Here is a 20,480-nt window from a genome sequence, read left to right as displayed (position 1 = left end):
CATTTTCTCGCATCTTTTCGACTTTCTTGCCCCCTTTTGGGGCCATTCGGCCTCCATAGGAGCGCTCAACCAAAAATTCTTAAAATTCTCAGTTTTGGGATTGTCCAGAAAAACCAATCCGAATACGGTTGAGTTGGTTAAACGCATTTTCCTCGTGAAGAGAGGTGTCAGAGATGTCCTTGGCGCAACCGGCAGACCTTACCGTCACCAACAAAAAGGCAGCGCTGAAGGGCCTTTATGACGCCCTCTACGAAAAGAATATGTTCCCGTTCTGGGCGACGTCGGAAGGCGTCGATCACGACGAGATCAAGCAGCTCATGGCGACCTCGAAGGCGATCCCCTTCGTCTGGTCCTATGCCGATATCGAGCCGCTGCTGCAGCGCGCCGCCGAACTGGTGACCATGGACGACAGCGAGCGCCGGTCGCTGATCCTGGTCAATCCGGGGCTCGCGCCCAAGCGCGCCTCGGTCAGCACCATGTACACCGCCTATCGCCTGAATGATCCGGACGAGATCATGCCGCCGCACAAGCATTCGCCGAGCGCCATACGTTTTGGCCTGACCGGCAAGGGCAATTTTACCGGCGTCGAGGGCGAGGACGTGGTTTTCGGCCCCGGCGACATGGTGCTGACGCCGAACGACGCCTGGCACAATCACGGCACGGTCGGCGGCGAACAGGCGGTCAACCTTTCGGTCCTCGACCTGCCGCTGGTCGAGACGCTGCACGCCGTGCATTTCGATCACAAATACACCGAGATGGTCGACGGCAAGGAAGTCGAGAAGAAGGTGCAGACCGCACGTTTTCCGAGCGATTATTCGCAGCGAATCTATGGCGAGGGCGGCCTGATGCCGCGCTTCGTCGACCACAAGCGCGGCGGCGGCCTGTCGTCGCCGATGTATGTCTATCGCTGGGAAAAGATGGAAGCGATCCTCGACGCGCACAAGGATTGGGACGGCGATCCGCATGAAGGCATCGTCATCGACTATGTCGACCCCACCACCGGCGGCCCGGTCTTCCGCACGATCAACTTCTACGTGCAGATGTTGCGGCCGGGCGAAAAGACGCTGCCGCAGCGCGAGACCGCCAGCCTGCTGTTGGCGCCGTTCCGCGGCAATGGTCATTCGATGATCGACGGCAAGCGCTACGACTGGAACCAATTCGACACGATCGCCATACCGGGCGGTTGCTGGGTCGAGCATGTCAATGGCTCCTCAACCGAGCCGGTCATCTTCTTCGGCGCGACCGATGCGCCGACACAGAAGGCGCTGCTGCTCTACAAGCGCTGGGGCCGCAACCAGGCCGGCGATCTGCTCCGCATCGTCTAGTTTGCAGCGGAAACCGTCCGCGCCGCCATAATGGCGCGGACATCGAACGAGACGGTTCAGCAGCAAGGGCGGATGCATTTGGTTTCGGCGTTCAACACAAAGCAGATCGGCCATGTCGACTGCCCGGGTGGTGGTCAGGTCTGGGTCGACGGCAACATTCTCTATATCGGCCACATGCGCCCGCCGAGCGGCACGACGCTTGTCGACATTTCCGATCCGCGCAATCCCAGGAAGGTCGCGACGATCGACGTTCCGCCCGGCTGGCACTCGCACAAGGTGCGCGCCCAGGACGGTCTGATGATCATCAACCACGAGCGTTTCGGCAATGCGGGCCCGGCCGATTTCGGCGGTGGCCTGGCGCTCTATGACACGACCCGACCGGCGGAGCCGAGGCTGATCTCGAAGTGGATAACCGGCGGCCATGGCGTGCATCGCTACGACTATGACGGCCGCTACGCCTATATCTCGCCAACTGCCGACGGCTATGTCGGCAACATCGTGATGATCCTCGACCTGATCGATCCGGTAAATCCGGTCGAAATCGGGCGCTGGTGGATACCGGGGCAATGGACCGGCGGCGGCGAAGAGTACCCGTGGCATGATTACGTCACGCCGCGCTGCCACCATCCGTTACGCATGGGCGACCGGCTCTATGTCAGCTACTGGCATCACGGCCTGTTCATCCTCGACATTTCCGACATTTCGAAGCCGAAGCTTGTCTCGCATGTCAATTCGAGCCCGAGCTTCCCGCATCCCACGCACACATGCCTGCCGATCCCGCAGCCGCTCAAGGGCCGCAACATCATGGTGGTGGCGGACGAGGATGTCGCCAAGCTCCGACCTTCGCCGCCGGCCTTCACCTGGATCTACGACATCACCGACGAAACGAACCCGCTGCCGATCTCGACCTTCCAGGTGCCTGGCCTCGACCCGGATGGCGAACCACAACCGCCAATGACCGGCTGCCATCAGCCTTCCGAGCGGTTCAAGGGCACCATCATTCCGTTTGCATGGTTCGCCCAGGGGCTGCGGCTGGTCGACATCGCCGACCCGTTCGCACCCAAGGAGGTCGGCCATTTCGTGCCCGATGCGCCTGAGGGCGCCGAGCGATCGTCTTCCAACGACGTCACCATCGACGATCGCGGCATCGTCTACCTTATCGACCGCGTCCGTGGCGTCGATATCATCGAAACCAGCGTTCTCTAGGGGGATAGGTTGAGCGACAGCACGCGAAAATCCGCCAGCCACTACGCCATTGGCAAGAAGAATCCGAACCTGCCGTTTCATCCGGCGGTGCGTGCCGGCGATTTCATTTTCGTCTCCGGCCAGGTGCCGAAGGACGAGAACAATAACATGATCAGCGGCACGATCGAGGAAGAGACGCTGGCGACGCTGAGGACCATCGCGCGCGTCATTGCCGATGAGGGCGCAACGCTCTCCGATGTCGTGCGGATCACCACCTATCTCGAGGATACGCGCGACTTCGGCCGCTACAACAAGGCGTTTCTCGAAGGGATCGGCGACGCGGTGCTGGCGCGCACAACGGTGGAGGCAAAGGCCGTCATCAACACCAAGATCGAAATGGACGCTATCGTCTACAAGCCGCTGCCGGCCGGCAAGTAGGCAACGACACAATCGAGGAGATGATATGTACAAGCTCTTAGGCCGCCAGACATCGGGCAACGTTCAAAAGGTGCTCTTCATGCTCGAAGAGCTTGGCACGCCATACAAGCGCGAAGATTACGGCCGCCAGTTCGAAAACACCCAGACGGCCGAATACAAGGCGCTTAATCCGACGTCGAAAGTCCCGACGCTGGTCGACGGCGACACCGTGATCTGGGAGTCCAACACCATCCTGCGCTATCTCGCGGCATCCGGCGGTGAGCGGCTGAATGGCGCCACCCCTGCGGAAAAGACCGAGGTCGAGCGCTGGATGGATTTTCTGCTGGCGGCGGTCAATCCTGGCTATATGGCTGCCTTCAAGGGCGCCAAGCTGACGCCAGAGGAACAGACCGCCGAATACAAGGAACAGGTCAAGGACCTGGTGGCGCAGCTCAAGATCGTCGACGGGCATCTGGCCGGCAAGGAATTCCTGGCGCTGGGAAAGCTGACCATTGCCGACATCGCCTGCGCACCGATCCTGAAACGCTGCATCGACTTCAAGATTGACCGGCCGTCGCTGCCCAATCTCGAGCGCTGGGTCGCCGCAATCGCCGCGCGCCCGGCCTTCAAAACGGCAACCGCTGCGGCTCCCGCAAAGGCCGCATGATGATCAAGCGCGCCGCTCTCATCGGACTGGGAACGATGGGTCCGGGCATCGCCGCGCGGCTTTCGCGCGGCGGGCTCGACGTGGCGGCGTACGATGTTTCCGATGTCGCGGTCGAACGCGCCCGTGGCACGCTCGACATCGCCGGCGGGGTTCTGGACCGTCTCGACATCAAGGTGCCGGCAAAGGGCGCCGGCACGGTGCGCTTCGTCCCCACCATCGACGAGGCCGTCGATGGGGCGGAACTGGTCATCGAAAATGTGCCTGAGAATATCGACACCAAGGCCGAAACCTATCGCGCCATCGACCCGCTGATCGGCTCTTCGGTGATCGTCGCCTCGGACACGTCGGGTATTCCGATCACCAAGCTGCAGGCCCATATCTCGCACCCCGAGAGGATGGTCGGCATGCATTGGTCGAACCCGCCGCACATCATCCCGATGATCGAGGTGATCGGCGGCGAGAAGACCGCGCCCGAAACGGTGGCGACGATACGCGACCTGATCCGCTCGATCGGGCTGTTGCCGGTGGTCGTGAAGAAGGACGTTCCCGGCTTCGTCGAAAATCGCGTGCTTTATGCGCTGCTGCGTGAAGCGGTGGATCTGGTCGAGCGCGGCGTCATCGAACCGGAGGATCTCGACACCTGCGTATCCTGGGGCATCGGCTACAAGATCGCCGTCATCGGGCCAATGGCACTGCTCGATATGGCCGGCCTCGATATCTACAAATCCGTCTCTTCGTTCCTGAACGCCGATCTCTCCAATCGGGATGATGTGGCGCCGATGGTGCTGGAGAAGACCGGTGCATCGAGGTTCGGCATCAAGTCGGGCGAGGGCATGTTCTCCTACACGCCCGAACAGATAAGGGCGCTGCAAGGCGAACGGGCGCGCAAGCTGGTCGCGGTGCGCCGCATCCTCGAGGGCCGGGAGTAGCCGATGGCACGCGTTAGGCATGAGGCTGGCCATGCCGGGGACTTCACCCGGTTGGCCGTTCATGCGGACTGTGCCGTCAAGACAGCGCAGCTGCGGCCAATCACGATGCATGGGGTGATCGACCATGCAGGTTGAAACCATTCGACCCGCCGGCGGCCGACCGACCCACATGCGCCACGACGACCTCATTTCCGCCAAAGGCGTTTCGGTGGTCATGGGCACGGATCGGAACCGCCAGCTGATCCTCAGGGATATAGACCTTGCAGTTCCGCAAGGCTCGTTCGTTTCCCTGATCGGTCCTTCGGGTTGCGGCAAGAGTACGCTGCTCAAAGTGCTGGCTGGGTTGGTAAATCCGAGCAGCGGAAGCGTCTCGGTTGCCGGCGTTTCGCCAGGCGAAGCGGCGCGCAAGCGGATGATCGGTCTGGTCTTTCAGGATGCCAATCTGCTGCCGTGGAAAAACGCCGTCGACAATGCCTCGATGCTGCTCGGCATCGCCGACAAATCGATGTCGCGCTCGGCGCTGCGGGCGCGTGGACAGGAAATGCTGGAACTGGTGGGACTTGGCGATGCCGCCCACAAGCGCCCAAACGAACTGTCTGGCGGCATGCGGCAGCGGGTTGCCATCGCCCGGGCTCTGGCGCTCGATCCGGCGGTCTTGCTGATGGACGAGCCGTTTGGCGCCCTTGACGCGATCACCCGCGACTCGATGGGCCAGTCGCTGCTGGAGATCTGGCAGCGGACCGGCAAGACGATCGTCTTCGTGACGCATTCGATCGACGAAGCCATTCAGTTGTCGCGCCAGGTCCATGTGCTGGGAATCAAACCGGGACGCATTACCCAGAGCCTGGACATTCCGCTGCCTTATCCGCGCGACGCTTCCGTGACCGAAGTCCCCGAATTCGTCAGGCTGGTGCTTCAGCTTCGAACGATGCTGCGCTCCAGTCATCAGCCGGGAGGCGCGACGTGAGCAGGCAACCCCTCATGAATCTCTCATCGCCGCAACCGGTTTCCGGCTGGGACGCGGCAACAAGCAGCTGGCTTCCGGCGGCTATCCTTCTGCTGGTGACGATCGTGTTGTGGGAAGCGGCGGTGCGGATATTCTCGATATCTTCCTTTATCGTTCCTGCCCCATCCGAGATTGCGAAATCGCTGGTCGCGCAGTGGGGCACTCTCATGCAGGCGACGGTGGTCACGGCAGGCGAAATCCTGTTTGGCTTTGTTGTCTCTGTCATAGTCGGCATTGCGCTTGCTCTCGTCATCGTGCGCTTCGATTGGCTGGGCCGCGCACTCTACCCGCTCGTCGTGCTGTTCCAGAATGTGCCGAAGGTCGCGCTGGCGCCGATCTTCATCCTCTGGTTCGGTTATGGGCTCGCTCCCAAAATCGGTCTGATTCTGGTCATCGCCTTCTTCCCGGTGACGCTGTCGATGCTGGCCGGCATGCAATCGGTCGACCGTTCGCTTCTGTCGCTGATGAATTCGGTCGGCGCCAGCCCGACCCAGATCCTGTTCAGGATCCGTGTCCCCCACTCGCTTCCGAGCCTGATGGCCGGGACCAAGATAGCCGCGACCCTGAGTGTGATCGGCGCCATCGTCGGCGAATTTGCCGGAGCCTCGGACGGGCTCGGCTACGTCATCCAATTCGCGTCGACCCAACTCGACACGGCCCTTGTCTTTGCGGCGCTGCTGCTGGTTTCAGTGCTCGGCATCGCCTTCTACTACGCAGCCGAAATTCTTGAACGTGTCGTGGTGCCGTGGGCGCCGAAATTCAGCCAGGCCTAGGATCTTTCGAACAACCAAACAAGGGAACAGACAATGCTGAGACGCTCTCTTATCAAGGCAGCCACCTTTGCGGCGTTTGTCGGCGCGCTTGGCTTCTCGAACGCGGCGCTGGCGGCGGACACGGTCAACGTCCAGCTCGACTGGGTGGTGCGCGGCAATCACGCCATGTTCTTTGTCGGCAAGGAAAAAGGCTTCTTCGCCAAGAACGACATCGATGTGAGCGAGGTCCGCAAAGGATCCGGCTCGCCTGACGCCATGCGGCTGGTGGGCAACGGCAACGCTGAATTCGGCTTCGGCGATCTTCCCACGCTTGCCGTGGCAAGGTCGCAGAATGTTCCCGTCGTGGCGCTGGCGGCGGTCAACCAGCAGTCGCCGCTGGGCATTATTTCGCTCGCCAAGACGCTCAAGCTGACCAAGCCTTCAGACCTCAAGGGCCTGACCATCGGCATCCACCCGGCGGGCTCCACCTACATTTTCTTCAGGGGCTTCCTGGCTGCCAACGGCATGAGCGAGAAGGACATGACGCTCAACAGCGTCTCGCCGCCGTACGAAAGCTACCTGCTGCTCGGACGGGTGCAGACGGTCGTAGGTTATCTCGACGCCGAAGTGCCGGAACTTGAAGCCAAGGCTGGCGGCCCAGGGTCGCTGAGCATCATGCTCGGCGCGGATCACGGCTGGAAGGCCTATGGCTCGGGGCTGTTCACCTCTGAAGCGATGATCAAGGACAATGCCGATGTCGTGCGCCGCTTCGTGAAGGCCTACAGGGAGGCTTTCGACTATGTCGCGGCCCATCCGGAAGAAGCCGCCGAGATCACCGCCAAGGCCGTTCCTGGCTATGCGGAGAAGAAGGATGTGCTGCTGGCCCAGCTCAAGGCCGACATCGCTTCGACGTTCAACAGCCCGGCGACGAAGGAACACGGCCTCGGCTGGATGACGAAGACCCAATGGGAAGAGACCCTGAAGACGCTGACGGATCAGGGCGTGCTCAAAACGGCCCTGTCGGCCGACGACGTCTTCACCGACAAATTCCTGGCGGCAGAGTGAAGGTCGGGGGCGGTGTCTGACCTGGCAAAAAGCGAGCGTCTACCGGCAGACCAGCCTGTCGTCCGCTCTGCTGCAGGTCACGGCCATTTGCCCCTTTCTTGCACTGGTCCGGTCGAGCACGATTTGCACGCGCGTGGCGTATGCCTGTCTGGCAAGGCCGCACCACAGCCGCTCGACGGGCAGGTTTTCGCGCTTGTCGTTGAGGATCGCAAATGTCCCGGTTTCTGGATCGAACCACAGCTCGACACGGGCGCGCTTGCCAGGCGCCGCGGTGGCGATCGTGGCCGAATACCAGTGGGCGAAGTCTGCATTGCAGGAAAGCGCCTCACGCCCCGCATTCGAGATCGTCAGCGGCACCGGATCGAGCCCTTCGGTGCCGGTTCGCACAGTGATGTGCCGCAATTCAACCGCGTTGGCGAACGATGTGAACGCCAGAATTATCGGAAGAATGTATCGCACAACCACCTTGCCTGAACTCCGTGTGGAATTGTTCAGGCAGTCTACCTCGCCTTTGCGCAATAACAATAAGAATATCTTGGGTCAACCGAACAGAGAGGGTAACATGTCTAAGTTCCTGAAGGGCAGCGCAAGCGCTGTTATATTAAGCGGCCTCTTGCTGGGAAATGCACTTGCCGCCGAAGTCAAGTCCATTGCCATCCTGACGCCGGAAGAAGGCACCGATTATGGCTGGAACCAGCAAGGCATCGACGCTGCCAAGGCAGCGGCGAAAGCTGCCGGTGTCGAGATAGTGACGGCGCAGGGGCTCGGCTATGGCGACGTGCGCCCGACATTGCGCGAACTGGCGGCCGACGGCGCCAGCCTGTTGATCGCCCATGCCAGCGGGTACAACACCGCGGCTCCCGAAATCGCCAAGGAAACCAAGGTGCCAGTGGCGATCGTCGACACGCCGACCGGCCTGGAGGCTGGGCTCGTCGCAGACTACACGCTGAGCGGTCACGAAGGTGCGTACCTTGCCGGCCGTCTCGCCGCCAAGATGTCGCGTTCCAAGTCGGTCGGCATCGTCGTGTCCGGCGAGCCTCCGTCGTGGAACTCGCAGTCGGCGGCGTTCGCGCAAGGTGTGAAGGCCGAGAACCCGGACGTCAAGGTCACCTATGCGGTGATCGGACCCGCCGCCTACAGCGATGCGGCCGGCGGCAAGCGCGTTACCGAAAGCGTGATCGCATCGGGCGCGGACATCATCTTCGGCCAGGGCAACGGCTCGAGCTTCGGCATGCTGCAGGCGGTCGAGACGACCAAGGCCGGCGATGGCGGCAAGGTCTATTTCATCGACGTCATCGGCGACAAGACGCCGATCGACAAAGGCTTCCTGCTGTCGTCGGTGGTTTGGAACATCGAGCCGGTCTATGCGGCGATGATCGCCGACCTCAAGGCCGACACGTTCGGCACCAAGAGCTACTCGATCGGCCTCAAGGACGATTCGGTCAAGCTTCTGAAAACCGCTGCGATCCCGGACAATGTATGGGCGGAGATCCAGGCGCTGCGCGAGGACATCGTTTCCGGCAAGACCAAGGTCGATCCGGTCTATGATGCAGCAGCCGTCAGGGCGCTGATGACCAGCGTTGCCCAGTAAGGCGCTTCAATGCACGCTTCCGGAGGGGTGACAATTCACCCCTCCGGACCGATTTCATGTTTTCAAGGCCTTGGCTTTCATGAGTAGTGGATCCTCATTGTCGGTCGACAAGCACGACATCGTCGCGCTTGAAGGCGTGACCAAACGGTTTCCCGGCGTCGTGGCCAACGACAGCGTCGATCTGGCGATCCGTCCGGGTGAAGTGCATGTGCTGCTCGGTGAAAACGGCGCCGGAAAATCCACCTTGATCGGCATGCTGTCCGGCCTGCAGCAGCCGGACGGGGGCCGCATACTGGTCGACGGCGAGCCTATCGCGATCACCTCGCCGCGCCATGCGCTGGCGCTCGGCATCGGAACCGTATTCCAGCACATGATGCTGGTGCCGACGCTGACGGTCGCGCAAAACCTGTTGCTCGGCGGCCCGTGGTGGCAGCGGCCGAAGACCGAGGAACTGGAAGCGCGCGTCGCCGAAATCACCAGGGCGCTCGGTATCACGGTCAAGCTGCATGCCAAGGTGTCGGAACTCTCGCTCGGCGAACAGCAGCATGTCGAGATCCTGCGCGCGATGGTGCGCAACAGCCGGCTTCTGATCCTCGACGAGTCGACCTCGATGCTGACGCCGAAGGGGATCGATGAGCTGGGCGCGCTGATGCGCCGCCTTGTCGAGCAGGGGCTGGCGATCGTCTTCATCACCCATAAGCTCAAGGAGGCGGCGGCTTTTGGCGATCGAATCTCGGTGCTGAAACTCGGCCGCAAGGTCGGCGAAATTCCTCCCGAGCGGTTTCGCGCGCTAGGCGAGCAGGCGATCGTTTCGGAGATCGTCGAATTGATGTTCGGCAAGCAGAAGGACGACCCGGAAGCGTCCGAGCGTCCGGTTCGCACCATTCACGCCGGAGCGGCTCCGCTGCTTCAGGTCCATGAACTCGCGGTCGCACCGACAGACGACGCGCCGGGCCTGTTATCGATTTCGTTCGACATCCGTCCAGGCGAGCTGCTGGGCATCGCTGGTATCGACGGCAATGGCCAGAAGCAACTGGCGGAAGCGCTGGCCGGCCAGCGGGCGACGGTGAGCGGTTCGGTGCGGCTGCAGGGCGCGCCCATCGAGGCGCTGAGCGTCGGAGAACGCCGTGAGCGAGGCCTTCGCTATCTGACCGACGACCGGCTCGGCGAGGGCACGGTCGGGACTTTTCCGGTCTCGATCAACTTCTTCCTCAAGCAGGTCGGCGCCGCTCCCTTCTGGCGCAACGGCGTCGAGCAGCGCGCTGAAATCGACAAGCGCGCCGCTCAGCTGATCCGCGAATACGACGTGCGCACGCCCAGCCTGAAAACGCCGGTCGCCCGACTCTCCGGCGGCAACATCCAGAAGGTGCTGCTGGCGCGCGAACTCGCCGAAGGCGCAAAAGCGGTGATCTTCAACAAGCCGACCTATGGCCTCGATCTCGCCAATACATTGGCTTCGCGCCAGCGAATCCGCGATACGGCGGCACGCGGCCTTGCCGTGCTGCTCATCTCCACCGACCTGGAGGAGTTGCTCAGCATGTGCGACCGCATCGCCGTCATCTCGAACGGCTCGCTGGTCGGCACGGTCGAGAATGTCGGCGATGCCCGCTCCAAGATCGGTCGCTTGATGATCGGACTTGCCGCATGAGCATCGACACCGTCCCAGCCGCCGGCGCAACCGCACTCGATGCCACGGCCGCTGTGGTCACGCGCCGCGATATCCAGCATCGGCTGCTGATGACCCTCGGCCCGATACTGGCCGCGCTTATCATCGCCGGCTGCATCCTGCTTGCCGTCGGCGTCGACCCGATTGCCTATTATGGGTTTGTGCTCGAGAGAGGGCTTTTGTCGCCGCTCGGCATCCAGCAGACGCTGACGCGCATGGCGCCGCTGCTGTTTCTTGCGGCCGGCCTGATCGTGGCCTTTCGCGCCGGCATGTGGAATCTCGGCGGCGATGGCCAGTTCCTGCTCGGCGCGGTAACGGCCGCCGCCAGCGCGCCGCTCTTCGTGGAAGTCATGCCTGCCTGGCTGGCGCTGATTTGCTCGTTTGTCATCGCCATGGCGGTTGCGATGCTCTGGTCGCTGGTACCGGCCCTTTTGCGGGCCTATCAGGGCGTCAACGAGATCATCACCACGCTGATGATGACGTTCCTGGGCACCTCGCTCGCCAATGTGCTGGTCAAGCTGGTGTTTCGCGATCCGGGCACGACCGTGCCGCAGACCCGCACCTTGCCGGTCGAGGACCGGCTGCCGCGCCTGCTCGACACGACCATCACCAGCGGCCTGCTTCTGGGACTGGCGGCGATAATCACCGTACATCTGGTGATGACGCGCACGGCCTTCGGCCTGAAGCTGAGGATCGTCGGGGCTAACCCACGCGCGGCCATCCATGCGGGGCTCGGCGTGCCGAAGCTCACCATTGCCGTCTTCGCCATTTCGGCCGGGCTGGCCGGACTTGCCGGCGCTGTCGATATCCTCGGCGTCCAGGGTAACGTCCGCGCCGACTGGAACCCCGCTTATGGGCTGGCGGTCATTCCCGTCGTGTTCCTCGCCCGCATGAACGGCTTTGCCGCCATCGGTTTCGTGTTCCTGCTTTCGGTGCTGTCGATCGGCGGCGAGAGCGCGGCCCGCCGCCTCGGCGTGCCCAATCATTTCACGCTGGTGCTGGTCTCCATCGTGCTGATCGTGCTCGCGCTCGCCGAATACATCGATCACCGCTACAATCAGTCGCGGAGGGCCTGAAGTTATGACCGGGCTGTCCAGCGAAGTCTTTCTCAGCGCGCTTTTGTTTGGCGCCGTCACCGCGGCGATCCCGCTGCTGCTGGCTGGCCTCGGCGAACAGATGTCCGAAAGGGCCGGCGTGCTCAACATCGGCATCGAAGGCATGATGCTGGCCGGCGCCTATCTCGGCTTCGTCGGCGCCTTCTATTCCGGATCGCTATGGCTGGGCTTTCTCACCGGCGCCGGCGGCGGTATCGCCGTGGCGCTGGTCATGGCGCTGCTTTGCGTGCGCATCGGGTTGAACCAGATCGTCATCGGCATAGCGCTGACATTGGGACTTGAAGGCCTGACGGCGCTGCTCCACCATTTCCAGTTTTCGCGCAGCTATCCCCGCCTGCCAGCGGTGGATGTGACCGTCATTCCGTTGCTGTCGGACATTCCGGTGATCGGGCCGGCGTTGTTCAGGCAGCATCTGATCGTCTACCTGGCGGTCGCACTGGTTTTCGCCATGGGCTACATCTATCGGCGCACGCAGCTCGGCCTGAACCTGCAGGCGGCGGGCGACAAGCCGGCCGCGCTTGACGTCGCCGGCATCGACGTCGCACGAACCCGCACCATCGCCGTGCTGACGACTGGAGCGCTGGCAGGGCTTGGCGGCGCCTTTCTCGCCAATGTCGGCGCCGGCCTGTTCATTCCCTTCATCACCAATGGCGCGGGCTTTCTCGGAATCGTGCTGGCCATGCTGGCGCGTGGCCGCCCGGTCTGGGTGCTGTTCGGTGCCTTGTTGTTCGGCGTGTGCCTGTCGCTGACGACAGCCATGCAGGTGGCCGGCATCAACATACCAACCGACGTCATCCAGATGCTGCCGTTCCTGGCGGTGATGATCATGCTGGTTCTGTTCGGCCGGCGGGCCAGCCTGCCGGCAGCGCTCGGCATTCCATACGAGCGCGGCGTGCGCTGATCAGGTTCAGGCGCGGACGGGACCCGCGTCAACAGAGGAGAGAACAAAATGTCGGATACCAAGGTCTACCTGCTCGATGGTGGCTCGCTCGTTCTCGACGGCTATCACGTGTTCTGGAATCGCGGCCCCGGCGGCGAAGTGCGCTTTCCCGTCTATTCGATCCTGATCGAGCATGCCGAGGGCCGCTTTCTCATCGACACCGGCTACGACTACGATCACGTCATGAAGGTGCTGCCTTTCGAAAAGCCGATCCAGGAAAAGCACCAGACCATTCCCGGCGCCCTGGCGCTGCTCGGCCTCGAGCCGAAGGATATCGACGTCGTCGTCAATTCGCATTTCCACTTCGACCATTGCGGCGGCAACAAGTATTTTCCGCATGCCAAGAAGATCTGTCATCGCACCGAGGTGCCGCAGGCTTGCAATCCCCAGCCTTTCGAGCACCTCGGCTATTCGGATCTGAGCTTTTCGGCGGAGGCTGCCGAAGCGCGTGACGCGACCGCGCAATTGCTGGAGGGCACGACGCGGGCCAACTCGACCTTCGAGGGCATTGACGGCGATGTCGAGCTTGCAAGGGGTGTCAAATTGATCTCGACGCCCGGTCATTCGATCGGCCATTACAGCTTGCTGGTCGAATTTCCCAAGCGCAAGCCGATCATGTTCACCATCGATGCGGCCTACACGCAGAAGAGCCTTGAAACGCTGTGCCAGGCGGCCTTCCACATCGACCCGGTGGCGGGTGTCAACTCGATGCGCAAGGTGAAGAAGCTCGCCGAGGATTATGGGGCCGAGCTGATGTATTCGCACGACATGGAAAACTTCAAGACCTATCGGACCGGCACGCAATTCTACGGCTGACCGCCGCCAACGCGGAGAAAAGACCATGCGCTATCTCGAACACGCCGAACCGGTCATCACACTTACTGCCGGGCCGGTGAACGCCTATCCCGACGTGCTGCGCGGCCTCGGCCGCACCGTGCTCTACGATTACGACCCGGCGTTCCAGCTCTTATACGAGCGTGTGGTCGACAAGGCGCAGAAGGCGATGCGGCTGTCCAACAAGCCGGTCATTCTGCATGGCGAGCCGGTGCTTGGCCTGGAGGCCGCGGCAGCCTCCCTGATCACGCCCGACGACGTCGTGCTCAACCTTGCCTCGGGCGTCTACGGCAAGGGGTTTGGTTATTGGGCGAAGCGCTATTCGCCGCATCTGCTCGAAATCGAGGTGCCCTATAACGAGGCGATCGACCCGCAGGCGGTTGCGGCAATGCTGGAAGCGCATCCGGAAATCAGCATCGTTTCCGTCTGCCACCACGACACGCCGTCGGGCACCATCAACCCGATCGATGCCATCGGCGCGCTGGTTTCGGCGCATGGCGCCTATCTGATCGTCGACGCCGTTTCGTCCTTCGGCGGCATGAAAACGCATCCGGAGGACTGCAAGGCCGACATTTATGTCACCGGCCCGAACAAATGCCTCGGCGCGCCTCCCGGGCTGACGATGATGGGCGTCAGCGAGCGGGCCTGGGCCAAGATGAAGGCCAACGAGGCAGCACCACGCGGATCGATGCTCAGCATCGTCGATTGGGAGCATGCGTGGTCGAAGGACAAGCCGTTTCCGTTCACGCCGTCCGTCGCGGAAGTGAACGGGCTCGACGTCGCGCTCGACCTCTACCTCAATGAGGGACCGGCGGCGGTGTGGGCGCGCCACGCGCTCACCGCCAAGGCCATGCGCGCCGGCATCGCCGCGATGGGTCTGTCGATCTGGGCGGCCAGCGACATCATCGCATCGCCGACCACGACTGCCGTCCAAACGCCCGAAGGCATCGACGAGGAGGCGCTTCGCCAGGCTGCGCGCGCCCGTTACGGCGTGGTGTTTTCGTCGGGCCGGGGCGAGACATTGGGCAAGTTGACGCGCATCGGCCATATGGGCCCGACCGCCCAGCCGATCTATGCGATCGCGGCGCTGACGGCACTTGGCGGCGCGATGAATGCTTTGGGCGAAAAGCTCGCGGTCGGCAAAGGCATCGACGCGGCGCTCGCCGTTATCGACGCCGACGCCTGAGATGAAGTCACAGATCACATGGAGCACGGAAATGACTGAACGGCTTGCGGGAAAGACCGCCCTGGTTACCGGGGCCGCACAAGGCATCGGCAAGGCGATCGCCGCGCGCTTGGCCGCCGATGGCGCGACCGTCATCGTCAGCGACATCAATGCGGAAGGCGCCGAAGCGGCGGCGGCGGCGATCGGCGCAAAAGCGAAGGCGATCGCCGCTGACATCTCCGATCCGGCATCCGTCAAGGCGCTGTTCGCCGAGATCCAGGCACTGACCGGTGGCATCGATATCCTGGTCAACAACGCCAGCATCGTGCCCTTCGTAGCCTGGGACGATGTCGACCTCGACCATTGGCGCAAGATCATCGACGTCAATCTGACCGGAACCTTCATCGTCAGCCGCGCGGCAACGGACCAGATGCGTGCCGCCGGCAAGGCCGGCCGGGTGATCAGCATCGCCTCCAACAGCTTCTTTGCCGGCACGCCGAACATGGCGGCCTATGTCGCGGCCAAGGGCGGCGTCATCGGCTTCACCAGGGCGCTCGCCACAGAACTCGGCAAATACAACATCACCGCCAACGCGGTGACGCCGGGCCTGATCGAGAGCGATGGGGTCAAGGCGAGCCCGCACAACGAGGCGTTCGGCTTCGTCGAGATGCTGCAGGCTATGAAAGGCAAAGGGCAGCCGGAACATATCGCCGATGTGGTGTCGTTCCTGGCCTCGGATGACGCACGCTGGATCACCGGCCAGACGCTGAACGTCGACGCCGGCATGGTGCGCCACTAAAGCGCCGACGTCTGAAAGGATCCATCCGCAGCGCTGATACTCGATGGAAGCTTTCGTCGATAAATTCGATTACATTTATCGCGCGAAACCGGAGACCCGAGATGAAACCTCGGTCCGCAATTGTCGCCCTTACCCTTGCCCTGGTTGCCGGTCCTGACGCGGCAACATCGCAGGAGCGCGGCTGTCGCAGTCCCGATCCCGTCGACACCATAAACGAGATGTTCTCCGCGATCGTCGCCTGCTGGGAGCCGCCGCCCGGAACCGCGGGCATGACCCTGACGCTGCAGTTCTCAATTCGCCGAAACGGCACACTTATCGGCAAGCCTCGCGCCACCTACTCCCGTCTGGGGGATGATGGCAGCCTCAACCGGGCTTTCGTCGCCTCCGTCCTCGAGGCCCTCGACAAGGCTCTGCCACTGCCGGTTTCGGACAGGATGGGTGGGGCGATCGCAGGGCGTTTGCTGTTCCCTCGCTTCACCGCAGCGAGCGGGGATGAATCCTGAAACGCGCCCGGCCTTAAACCGGCGGGTTCTGCGGCTGGAAGAATTTGCCGCGCTCGGCGATCAGCACCATCACCAATGCGCCAAGCGAAACGCTGCAGAATCCGGCGGCCAAGGGCGTCACCGTGCCGTTGAAGGCTTGGCCGATCAGCGTGCCGAGCACGCCGCCGAGGAAGGTCTGCATGAAGCCCAGAATGGACGACGCCGTCCCGGCCAATTGGCCGAGCGGCTCCATTGCGAGTGCGTTGAAATTCGCGCCGAGTGCGCCGAATGGGACCATCGTGCCGGCAAAGAAGGTGATGAAAAGCCAGAGCGGCATCTTTATCTGGATGGAAACGACCAGCCAGGCGAGGCTGATGGCCAGAAACAAGAGCAGCGCGCTTTGCGACAGGCGGCGCATACCGATGCGGCCGACAAGGCGCGAATTCAGATAGCTCGAAAAGGAGAGCACGCCGGCGATCCCTGCAAAAATCACCGGGAACATCTCGCCGACGCCGAAGACGTCGACATAGATCTGCTGCGCCGAGTTGATGAAGCCGAACATCGCACCGAAAGCAAAAGTGCTGGCGAAGGCATAGCATAGCGCGATGCGATTGGTCAGCACGATGCGGAAACCGCCAAGGACGGATGATGCCGTCAGCGGCCGGCGATATTCGGGATGCAGCGTTTCGGGCAGCCGCAGCAGCGACCAGGCTGAGACGACCAGTGCGCCTGCCGCCATGGTGATGAAGATCCAGTGCCAGGAGGCAAACAGCATGATGAACTGGCCGATGCCTGGCGCCACCACCGGAATGGCCATGAACACCATGAAGATCAGCGACATGACTTCGGCCATGCGCCGGCCGTCGAACGTGTCGCGCACGATCGAGACGGCGATGACGCGTGTGGCCGCGGCGCCGATGCCTTGCACCACCCGGCACAGGATAAGCGTGGCGAATGTCGGGGCGATCGCCGCCGCACTCGCCGCGGCGACGTAGATAACCAGTCCGACGACGAGCGGAGCGCGGCGTCCGAAGCGGTCCGAGATCGGTCCGAAGAAGAGCTGTCCGCCGCCAAAGCCGAGAATATAGGCGGCAATCACATATTGGCGGTGGTTTTCATTTTCCACGCCCAGCGAGGCGCCGATCTGCTGCAGCGCCGGCAGCATGATGTCGATGGCCAGCGAGTTGAGCGCCATCAACGCCGCGCACAGCGCGATGAATTCCCAGCGCGGAATAGGCAAGGTGCTTGCCTGTTGCTGCGCTTCTGCATGCTGATCCACGGCAAAGTCCGATCTTCAAACGAAAAAGCGCCGGCGCACCGGCGCATTCATTCGTCTTGTGCCCCGATACCGGGGAGATAATCAGCTTGGCAAAGTGCCCTAAATGTTCGTCAGGCGGCGCCTTTGACGCTGACGCCCTTTTCGACGAGGAACGTCTGCAGTTCGCCAGCCTGGAACATCTCACGGACGATGTCGCAACCGCCGACGAATTCACCCTTGACGTAGAGCTGAGGGATTGTCGGCCAGTTGGAGTATTCCTTGATACCTTGCCGCAGCTCGGCCGAGGTCAGCACGTCGACGCCCTTGTAGTCGGCCCCGATATAGTCGAGGATCTGCACGACCTGACCGGAAAATCCGCATTGCGGAAAACCGGGCGTGCCCTTCATGAAGAGAACGACGTCGTTGGCCTTCACTTCGCTGTCGATGTAGTCGTTGATACCGCTCATAGAAAATCCTTTCATGCCCGCGGGAGTCGGGCTCGAAACATTCCCTTTCAAATAAACCCATAGGTTGCCTGAAACAAGACGTTTGCCGCCCTCGTCACGCAAATGGCGCAAAGGATGGCCTGGGCCAAGAGCATCGGACGGCTATCTTCCCAAGCCAGCAAGCCCTAAAAAAGCTTATTCCGGCACGCTGGTCTGCAGTGCGAGCGCGTGCAGCACGCCGCCCATATTGCCCTTCAGCGCGTCATAGACCATCTGATGCTGCTGGACGCGGCTTTTGCCGCGAAAGCTTTCGGCCACCACTTCGGCCGCATAATGGTCGCCGTCGCCGGCCAGGTCGCGAATCGTCACCTTGGCGTCCGGAATGCCTTCCTTGATCAACCGTTCGATGTCGTGCGCGTCCATTGCCATGCGAGGATTCCTTGTTCAGATCTCATAGATATGATCGAAATGGCGGATGAACCACACCGAAACGGGCCCGCTCGATCAAATCAAGGGTCCACGACCTCATTTGCCATGAAGCGAGGAAACCAGGATTCGTGGGCAGCGGTCAATTCGCCGACAGCGATCGCCCGTGCCTCGCCAAGTTTCAACTCACGGCCGCCGGTCGAGCCGATCCACGGTGCGAAGATGCCGAGCTTGCTCTGCTGTTCGCGAATGGCGTCCCATTCCTTGCTTTGCGGATCGATCGACAGCGTCAAGAGGTAGCGGCCCTGATCCTCGCCGAACCAGACCGGGATCGGGTCGGTCCCGACCAGGCCGGGGACGGTTGCGCCGATGCCGGACGCCATCGCCATTTCGGCCAGCGCGACGGCAATGCCGCCATCGGAAACGTCATGCGCTGATGTGACGACGCCGGAGGCGATCAGGGCGCGCACATGGTCGCCGACGCGCTTTTCGTGGTCGAGGTCGACCGGCGGCGGCGGGCCATCGGTGCGGCCATGGATGTCGCGCATATAGGCCGACTGGGCGAGATGCGTTCCCCACATCGACGGCGCGCCGACCAGCAGGATCATCTGGCCCTCGGCGGCAAAGCCGATCCGCGCCATCTGGGACCAGTCGGCGATCAGTCCGACGCCGCCGATGGTCGGCGTCGGCAAGATGCCTTGCCCGTTGGTTTCGTTGTAGAGCGAGACATTGCCGGAGACGATCGGAAAGCCGAGCGCGCGGCAGGCGTCGCCGATGCCTTTCACGGCGCCGACCAACTGGCCCATGATCTCGGGTCGTTCCGGATTACCAAAATTGAGGTTGTCGGTGGCCGCGAGCGGCAGCGCGCCGGTGGCGGTAAGATTGCGCCAGCATTCGGCCACCGCCTGCTTGCCGCCCTCGTAAGGGTCGGCCTCGCAATAGCGCGGCGTCACGTCGGAGGAGAAGGCGAGCGCCTTGGTCGGATGGCCCTCGACGCGCACCACGCCGGCATCGCCGCCGGGAAGCTGCAGCGAATTGCCCTGGATCAGCGTGTCGTATTGTTCCCATACCCAGCGGCGCGAGGACAGGTCGGGCCCGCCAAGCAGTTTCAGCAGCGCCTCGGCGACATCCGCTTGCGGTGCATCGCCGGCCGCCAGCGGCGCCGGCTTCTTCGGCTCGGTCCAGGGACGGTCATATTCCGGCGCCTGGTCGCCAAGGTCCTTGATCGGCAGATTGGCGACTTCGTCGCCCTGGTGCAGCACGCGAAAGCGCAGATCGTCGGTTGTCTTGCCGACGATGGCGAAGTCGAGACCCCATTTGTGGAAGATCGCCTCGGCTTGCTTTTCCTTTTCGGGGCGCAGCACCATCAGCATGCGCTCCTGGCTCTCCGACAGCATCATCTCATAGGCGCTCATGCGCTCCTCGCGCACCGGCACCTTGTCGAGGTCGAGCTCGATGCCGAGGTCGCCCTTGGCGCCCATCTCGACCGCCGAGCAGGTGAGGCCGGCAGCACCCATGTCCTGGATGGCGATGACAGCGCCGGACGCCATCAGTTCGAGGCAGGCTTCGAGCAGGCATTTTTCGGTGAACGGGTCGCCGACCTGAACGGTGGGCCGCTTCTCGTCGATCCTGTCGTCGAATTCGGCCGAGGCCATGGTGGCGCCGCCGACACCGTCGCGGCCGGTCTTGGCGCCGAGATAGACGACCGGCAGGCCGACGCCCTTGGCTTCCGACAAGAAGATCGCATCGGTCTTGGCCAGCCCCGCCGCAAAGGCGTTGACCAGGATGTTGCCATTGTAGCGCGCGTCGAAATTGACTTCGCCGCCGACCGTCGGCACGCCGAAGGAATTGCCGTAGCCGCCGACGCCGGCAACGACGCCGGCAACCAGGTGCCTGGTCTTGGGATGGTTCGGCGCGCCGAAGCGCAGCGCGTTCATTGCCGCGATCGGCCGGGCGCCCATGGTGAAGACATCGCGCAGGATGCCGCCGACGCCGGTCGCCGCACCCTGATAGGGCTCGATGAAGGAGGGGTGGTTGTGGCTCTCCATCTTGAAGACGACGCAGTCGCCGTCGCCGATATCGACCACGCCGGCATTCTCGCCCGGGCCCTGGATGACCTGCGGCCCGGTGATGGGCAGCGTGCGCAGCCACTTTTTTGAGGATTTATACGAGCAGTGCTCGTTCCACATCGCCGAAAAGATGCCGAGCTCGGTAAAGCTCGGCTCGCGCCCGACCAGATCGAGGATGCGCTGATATTCGTCGGGCTTCAGCCCGTGCGCGGCAATGAGTTCCGGAGTGATCGGCACGGAATTGGAAATGGTCATGGGCGGCAATTTATGTCCTTGGGATCGAGTCCCGTCTTATCGCAAGCTTTGCAGCCGATACACCCATCAAGCGACGAAAAACGATGGA

21 protein-coding genes are annotated in these 20,480 nt (G+C 62.6%); 16 read left to right on the top strand and 5 right to left on the bottom strand.

What is annotated here, in order from left to right; all coding sequences use genetic code 11:
* Positions 1-173: 173 nt before the first annotated feature.
* The 8 genes from AC0L3H_RS18515 (at position 174) to AC0L3H_RS18480 (ending at position 7,346) form a co-directional block, all read left to right on the top strand.
* Positions 174-1,325, top strand: a complete 1,152-nt coding sequence (locus tag AC0L3H_RS18515) for a cupin domain-containing protein (RefSeq protein WP_287193486.1) — start codon at positions 174-176, stop codon at positions 1,323-1,325.
* Positions 1,326-1,397: 72 nt separating this feature from the next.
* Positions 1,398-2,531 (top strand): LVIVD repeat-containing protein, encoded by a 1,134-nt coding sequence (locus AC0L3H_RS18510; RefSeq protein ID WP_473586413.1) that lies wholly within the window; start codon positions 1,398-1,400, stop codon positions 2,529-2,531.
* 9 nt (positions 2,532-2,540) lie between these two features.
* Positions 2,541-2,948, top strand: a complete 408-nt coding sequence (locus AC0L3H_RS18505) for a RidA family protein (RefSeq protein WP_027154168.1) — start codon at positions 2,541-2,543, stop codon at positions 2,946-2,948.
* A gap of 25 nt (positions 2,949-2,973) precedes the next feature.
* Positions 2,974-3,594: a glutathione S-transferase family protein gene (locus AC0L3H_RS18500; RefSeq protein ID WP_473586412.1), complete on the top strand. Its 621-nt coding sequence runs from the start codon at positions 2,974-2,976 to the stop codon at positions 3,592-3,594.
* Positions 3,594-4,523, top strand: coding sequence for a 5-formyl-3-hydroxy-2-methylpyridine 4-carboxylate 5-dehydrogenase (fhmpcd1, locus tag AC0L3H_RS18495; protein WP_473586438.1), 930 nt, complete (start codon positions 3,594-3,596; stop codon positions 4,521-4,523). Before AC0L3H_RS18500 ends, fhmpcd1 begins: the two co-directional genes overlap by 1 nt.
* A gap of 124 nt (positions 4,524-4,647) precedes the next feature.
* Entirely contained in the window at positions 4,648-5,490 is an 843-nt protein-coding gene (locus AC0L3H_RS18490; protein ID WP_128182156.1) for an ABC transporter ATP-binding protein, read from the top strand.
* A gap of 14 nt (positions 5,491-5,504) precedes the next feature.
* Positions 5,505-6,302 (top strand): ABC transporter permease, encoded by a 798-nt coding sequence (locus AC0L3H_RS18485; protein ID WP_473586411.1) that lies wholly within the window; start codon positions 5,505-5,507, stop codon positions 6,300-6,302.
* 33 nt (positions 6,303-6,335) lie between these two features.
* Positions 6,336-7,346: an ABC transporter substrate-binding protein gene (locus AC0L3H_RS18480; RefSeq protein WP_128168455.1), complete on the top strand. Its 1,011-nt coding sequence runs from the start codon at positions 6,336-6,338 to the stop codon at positions 7,344-7,346.
* 39 nt (positions 7,347-7,385) lie between these two features.
* Here AC0L3H_RS18480 and AC0L3H_RS18475 read toward each other — a convergent pair whose 3' ends face one another.
* Positions 7,386-7,805: a hypothetical protein gene (locus tag AC0L3H_RS18475; protein ID WP_473586410.1), complete on the bottom strand. Its 420-nt coding sequence runs from the start codon at positions 7,803-7,805 to the stop codon at positions 7,386-7,388.
* A 103-nt stretch (positions 7,806-7,908) separates the two neighbouring features.
* On the opposite strand from AC0L3H_RS18475, the gene AC0L3H_RS18470 reads away from it, so the two are divergent.
* From AC0L3H_RS18470 to AC0L3H_RS18435, 8 genes are all read left to right on the top strand, one after another.
* On the top strand, positions 7,909-8,937 hold the full coding sequence (locus AC0L3H_RS18470; RefSeq protein WP_473586409.1) for a putative B6 ABC transporter substrate-binding protein: 1,029 nt from the start codon (positions 7,909-7,911) through the stop codon (positions 8,935-8,937).
* A gap of 79 nt (positions 8,938-9,016) precedes the next feature.
* Entirely contained in the window at positions 9,017-10,585 is a 1,569-nt protein-coding gene (locus AC0L3H_RS18465; RefSeq protein ID WP_473586408.1) for a putative B6 ABC transporter ATP-binding protein, read from the top strand.
* Positions 10,582-11,679 (top strand): putative B6 ABC transporter permease subunit 2, encoded by a 1,098-nt coding sequence (locus AC0L3H_RS18460; RefSeq protein WP_473586407.1) that lies wholly within the window; start codon positions 10,582-10,584, stop codon positions 11,677-11,679. The genes AC0L3H_RS18465 and AC0L3H_RS18460 overlap by 4 nt, the downstream gene beginning before the upstream one ends.
* A gap of 4 nt (positions 11,680-11,683) precedes the next feature.
* Entirely contained in the window at positions 11,684-12,619 is a 936-nt protein-coding gene (locus tag AC0L3H_RS18455; protein WP_473586406.1) for a putative B6 ABC transporter permease subunit 1, read from the top strand.
* 48 nt (positions 12,620-12,667) lie between these two features.
* Positions 12,668-13,474 (top strand): 4-pyridoxolactonase, encoded by an 807-nt coding sequence (gene pldA, locus AC0L3H_RS18450; RefSeq protein WP_027154179.1) that lies wholly within the window; start codon positions 12,668-12,670, stop codon positions 13,472-13,474.
* A gap of 25 nt (positions 13,475-13,499) precedes the next feature.
* Positions 13,500-14,678 carry a pyridoxamine--pyruvate transaminase gene (ppaT, locus tag AC0L3H_RS18445; protein ID WP_473586405.1) on the top strand — a complete coding sequence of 393 codons (1,179 nt, stop codon included), beginning with the start codon at positions 13,500-13,502 and terminating at the stop codon, positions 14,676-14,678.
* Between the two features lie 31 nt (positions 14,679-14,709).
* Positions 14,710-15,456 (top strand): pyridoxal 4-dehydrogenase, SDR-type, encoded by a 747-nt coding sequence (gene pldH, locus AC0L3H_RS18440; RefSeq protein ID WP_023798256.1) that lies wholly within the window; start codon positions 14,710-14,712, stop codon positions 15,454-15,456.
* Between the two features lie 101 nt (positions 15,457-15,557).
* Positions 15,558-15,959, top strand: a complete 402-nt coding sequence (locus AC0L3H_RS18435) for a hypothetical protein (RefSeq protein ID WP_473519574.1) — start codon at positions 15,558-15,560, stop codon at positions 15,957-15,959.
* Positions 15,960-15,972: 13 nt separating this feature from the next.
* Here the strand turns inward: AC0L3H_RS18435 and AC0L3H_RS18430 are convergent, their stop codons facing one another.
* From AC0L3H_RS18430 to purL, 4 genes are all read right to left on the bottom strand, one after another.
* Positions 15,973-17,217 carry a multidrug effflux MFS transporter gene (locus AC0L3H_RS18430; RefSeq protein ID WP_473586404.1) on the bottom strand — a complete coding sequence of 415 codons (1,245 nt, stop codon included), beginning with the start codon at positions 17,215-17,217 and terminating at the stop codon, positions 15,973-15,975.
* Between the two features lie 110 nt (positions 17,218-17,327).
* Positions 17,328-17,663: a Grx4 family monothiol glutaredoxin gene (grxD, locus tag AC0L3H_RS18425; RefSeq protein ID WP_023798253.1), complete on the bottom strand. Its 336-nt coding sequence runs from the start codon at positions 17,661-17,663 to the stop codon at positions 17,328-17,330.
* Between the two features lie 174 nt (positions 17,664-17,837).
* The gene (locus AC0L3H_RS18420) at positions 17,838-18,071 is read right to left on the bottom strand and encodes a BolA/IbaG family iron-sulfur metabolism protein (RefSeq protein ID WP_023798252.1); all 234 of its coding nucleotides are present in this window, start codon (positions 18,069-18,071) and stop codon (positions 17,838-17,840) included.
* 80 nt (positions 18,072-18,151) lie between these two features.
* A complete protein-coding gene (gene purL, locus AC0L3H_RS18415; protein ID WP_473586403.1) occupies positions 18,152-20,392 on the bottom strand; it encodes a phosphoribosylformylglycinamidine synthase subunit PurL in 2,241 nt (746 codons plus the stop codon).
* Positions 20,393-20,480 lie beyond the last annotated feature (88 nt).

It is taken from the genome of Mesorhizobium sp. WSM4816, from assembly GCF_055811535.1.
This window is presented reverse-complemented; position numbering and strand designations above follow the sequence as displayed.

Coding starts and splice junctions, on each gene's coding strand:
- AC0L3H_RS18460 (WP_473586407.1), top strand. CDS start 10,582: ATGAGCATCGACACCGTCCCAGCCGCCGGCGCAACCGCACTCGATGCC.
- AC0L3H_RS18485 (WP_473586411.1), top strand. CDS start 5,505: ATGAATCTCTCATCGCCGCAACCGGTTTCCGGCTGGGACGCGGCAACA.
- AC0L3H_RS18480 (WP_128168455.1), top strand. CDS start 6,336: ATGCTGAGACGCTCTCTTATCAAGGCAGCCACCTTTGCGGCGTTTGTC.
- AC0L3H_RS18510 (WP_473586413.1), top strand. CDS start 1,398: ATGCATTTGGTTTCGGCGTTCAACACAAAGCAGATCGGCCATGTCGAC.
- ppaT (WP_473586405.1), top strand. CDS start 13,500: ATGCGCTATCTCGAACACGCCGAACCGGTCATCACACTTACTGCCGGG.
- AC0L3H_RS18470 (WP_473586409.1), top strand. CDS start 7,909: ATGTCTAAGTTCCTGAAGGGCAGCGCAAGCGCTGTTATATTAAGCGGC.
- AC0L3H_RS18420 (WP_023798252.1), bottom strand. CDS start 18,071: ATGGCAATGGACGCGCACGACATCGAACGGTTGATCAAGGAAGGCATT.
- AC0L3H_RS18465 (WP_473586408.1), top strand. CDS start 9,017: ATGAGTAGTGGATCCTCATTGTCGGTCGACAAGCACGACATCGTCGCG.
- AC0L3H_RS18515 (WP_287193486.1), top strand. CDS start 174: ATGTCCTTGGCGCAACCGGCAGACCTTACCGTCACCAACAAAAAGGCA.
- grxD (WP_023798253.1), bottom strand. CDS start 17,663: ATGAGCGGTATCAACGACTACATCGACAGCGAAGTGAAGGCCAACGAC.
- AC0L3H_RS18455 (WP_473586406.1), top strand. CDS start 11,684: ATGACCGGGCTGTCCAGCGAAGTCTTTCTCAGCGCGCTTTTGTTTGGC.
- pldH (WP_023798256.1), top strand. CDS start 14,710: ATGACTGAACGGCTTGCGGGAAAGACCGCCCTGGTTACCGGGGCCGCA.
- fhmpcd1 (WP_473586438.1), top strand. CDS start 3,594: ATGATCAAGCGCGCCGCTCTCATCGGACTGGGAACGATGGGTCCGGGC.
- purL (WP_473586403.1), bottom strand. CDS start 20,392: ATGACCATTTCCAATTCCGTGCCGATCACTCCGGAACTCATTGCCGCG.
- AC0L3H_RS18500 (WP_473586412.1), top strand. CDS start 2,974: ATGTACAAGCTCTTAGGCCGCCAGACATCGGGCAACGTTCAAAAGGTG.
- AC0L3H_RS18435 (WP_473519574.1), top strand. CDS start 15,558: ATGAAACCTCGGTCCGCAATTGTCGCCCTTACCCTTGCCCTGGTTGCC.
- pldA (WP_027154179.1), top strand. CDS start 12,668: ATGTCGGATACCAAGGTCTACCTGCTCGATGGTGGCTCGCTCGTTCTC.
- AC0L3H_RS18490 (WP_128182156.1), top strand. CDS start 4,648: ATGCAGGTTGAAACCATTCGACCCGCCGGCGGCCGACCGACCCACATG.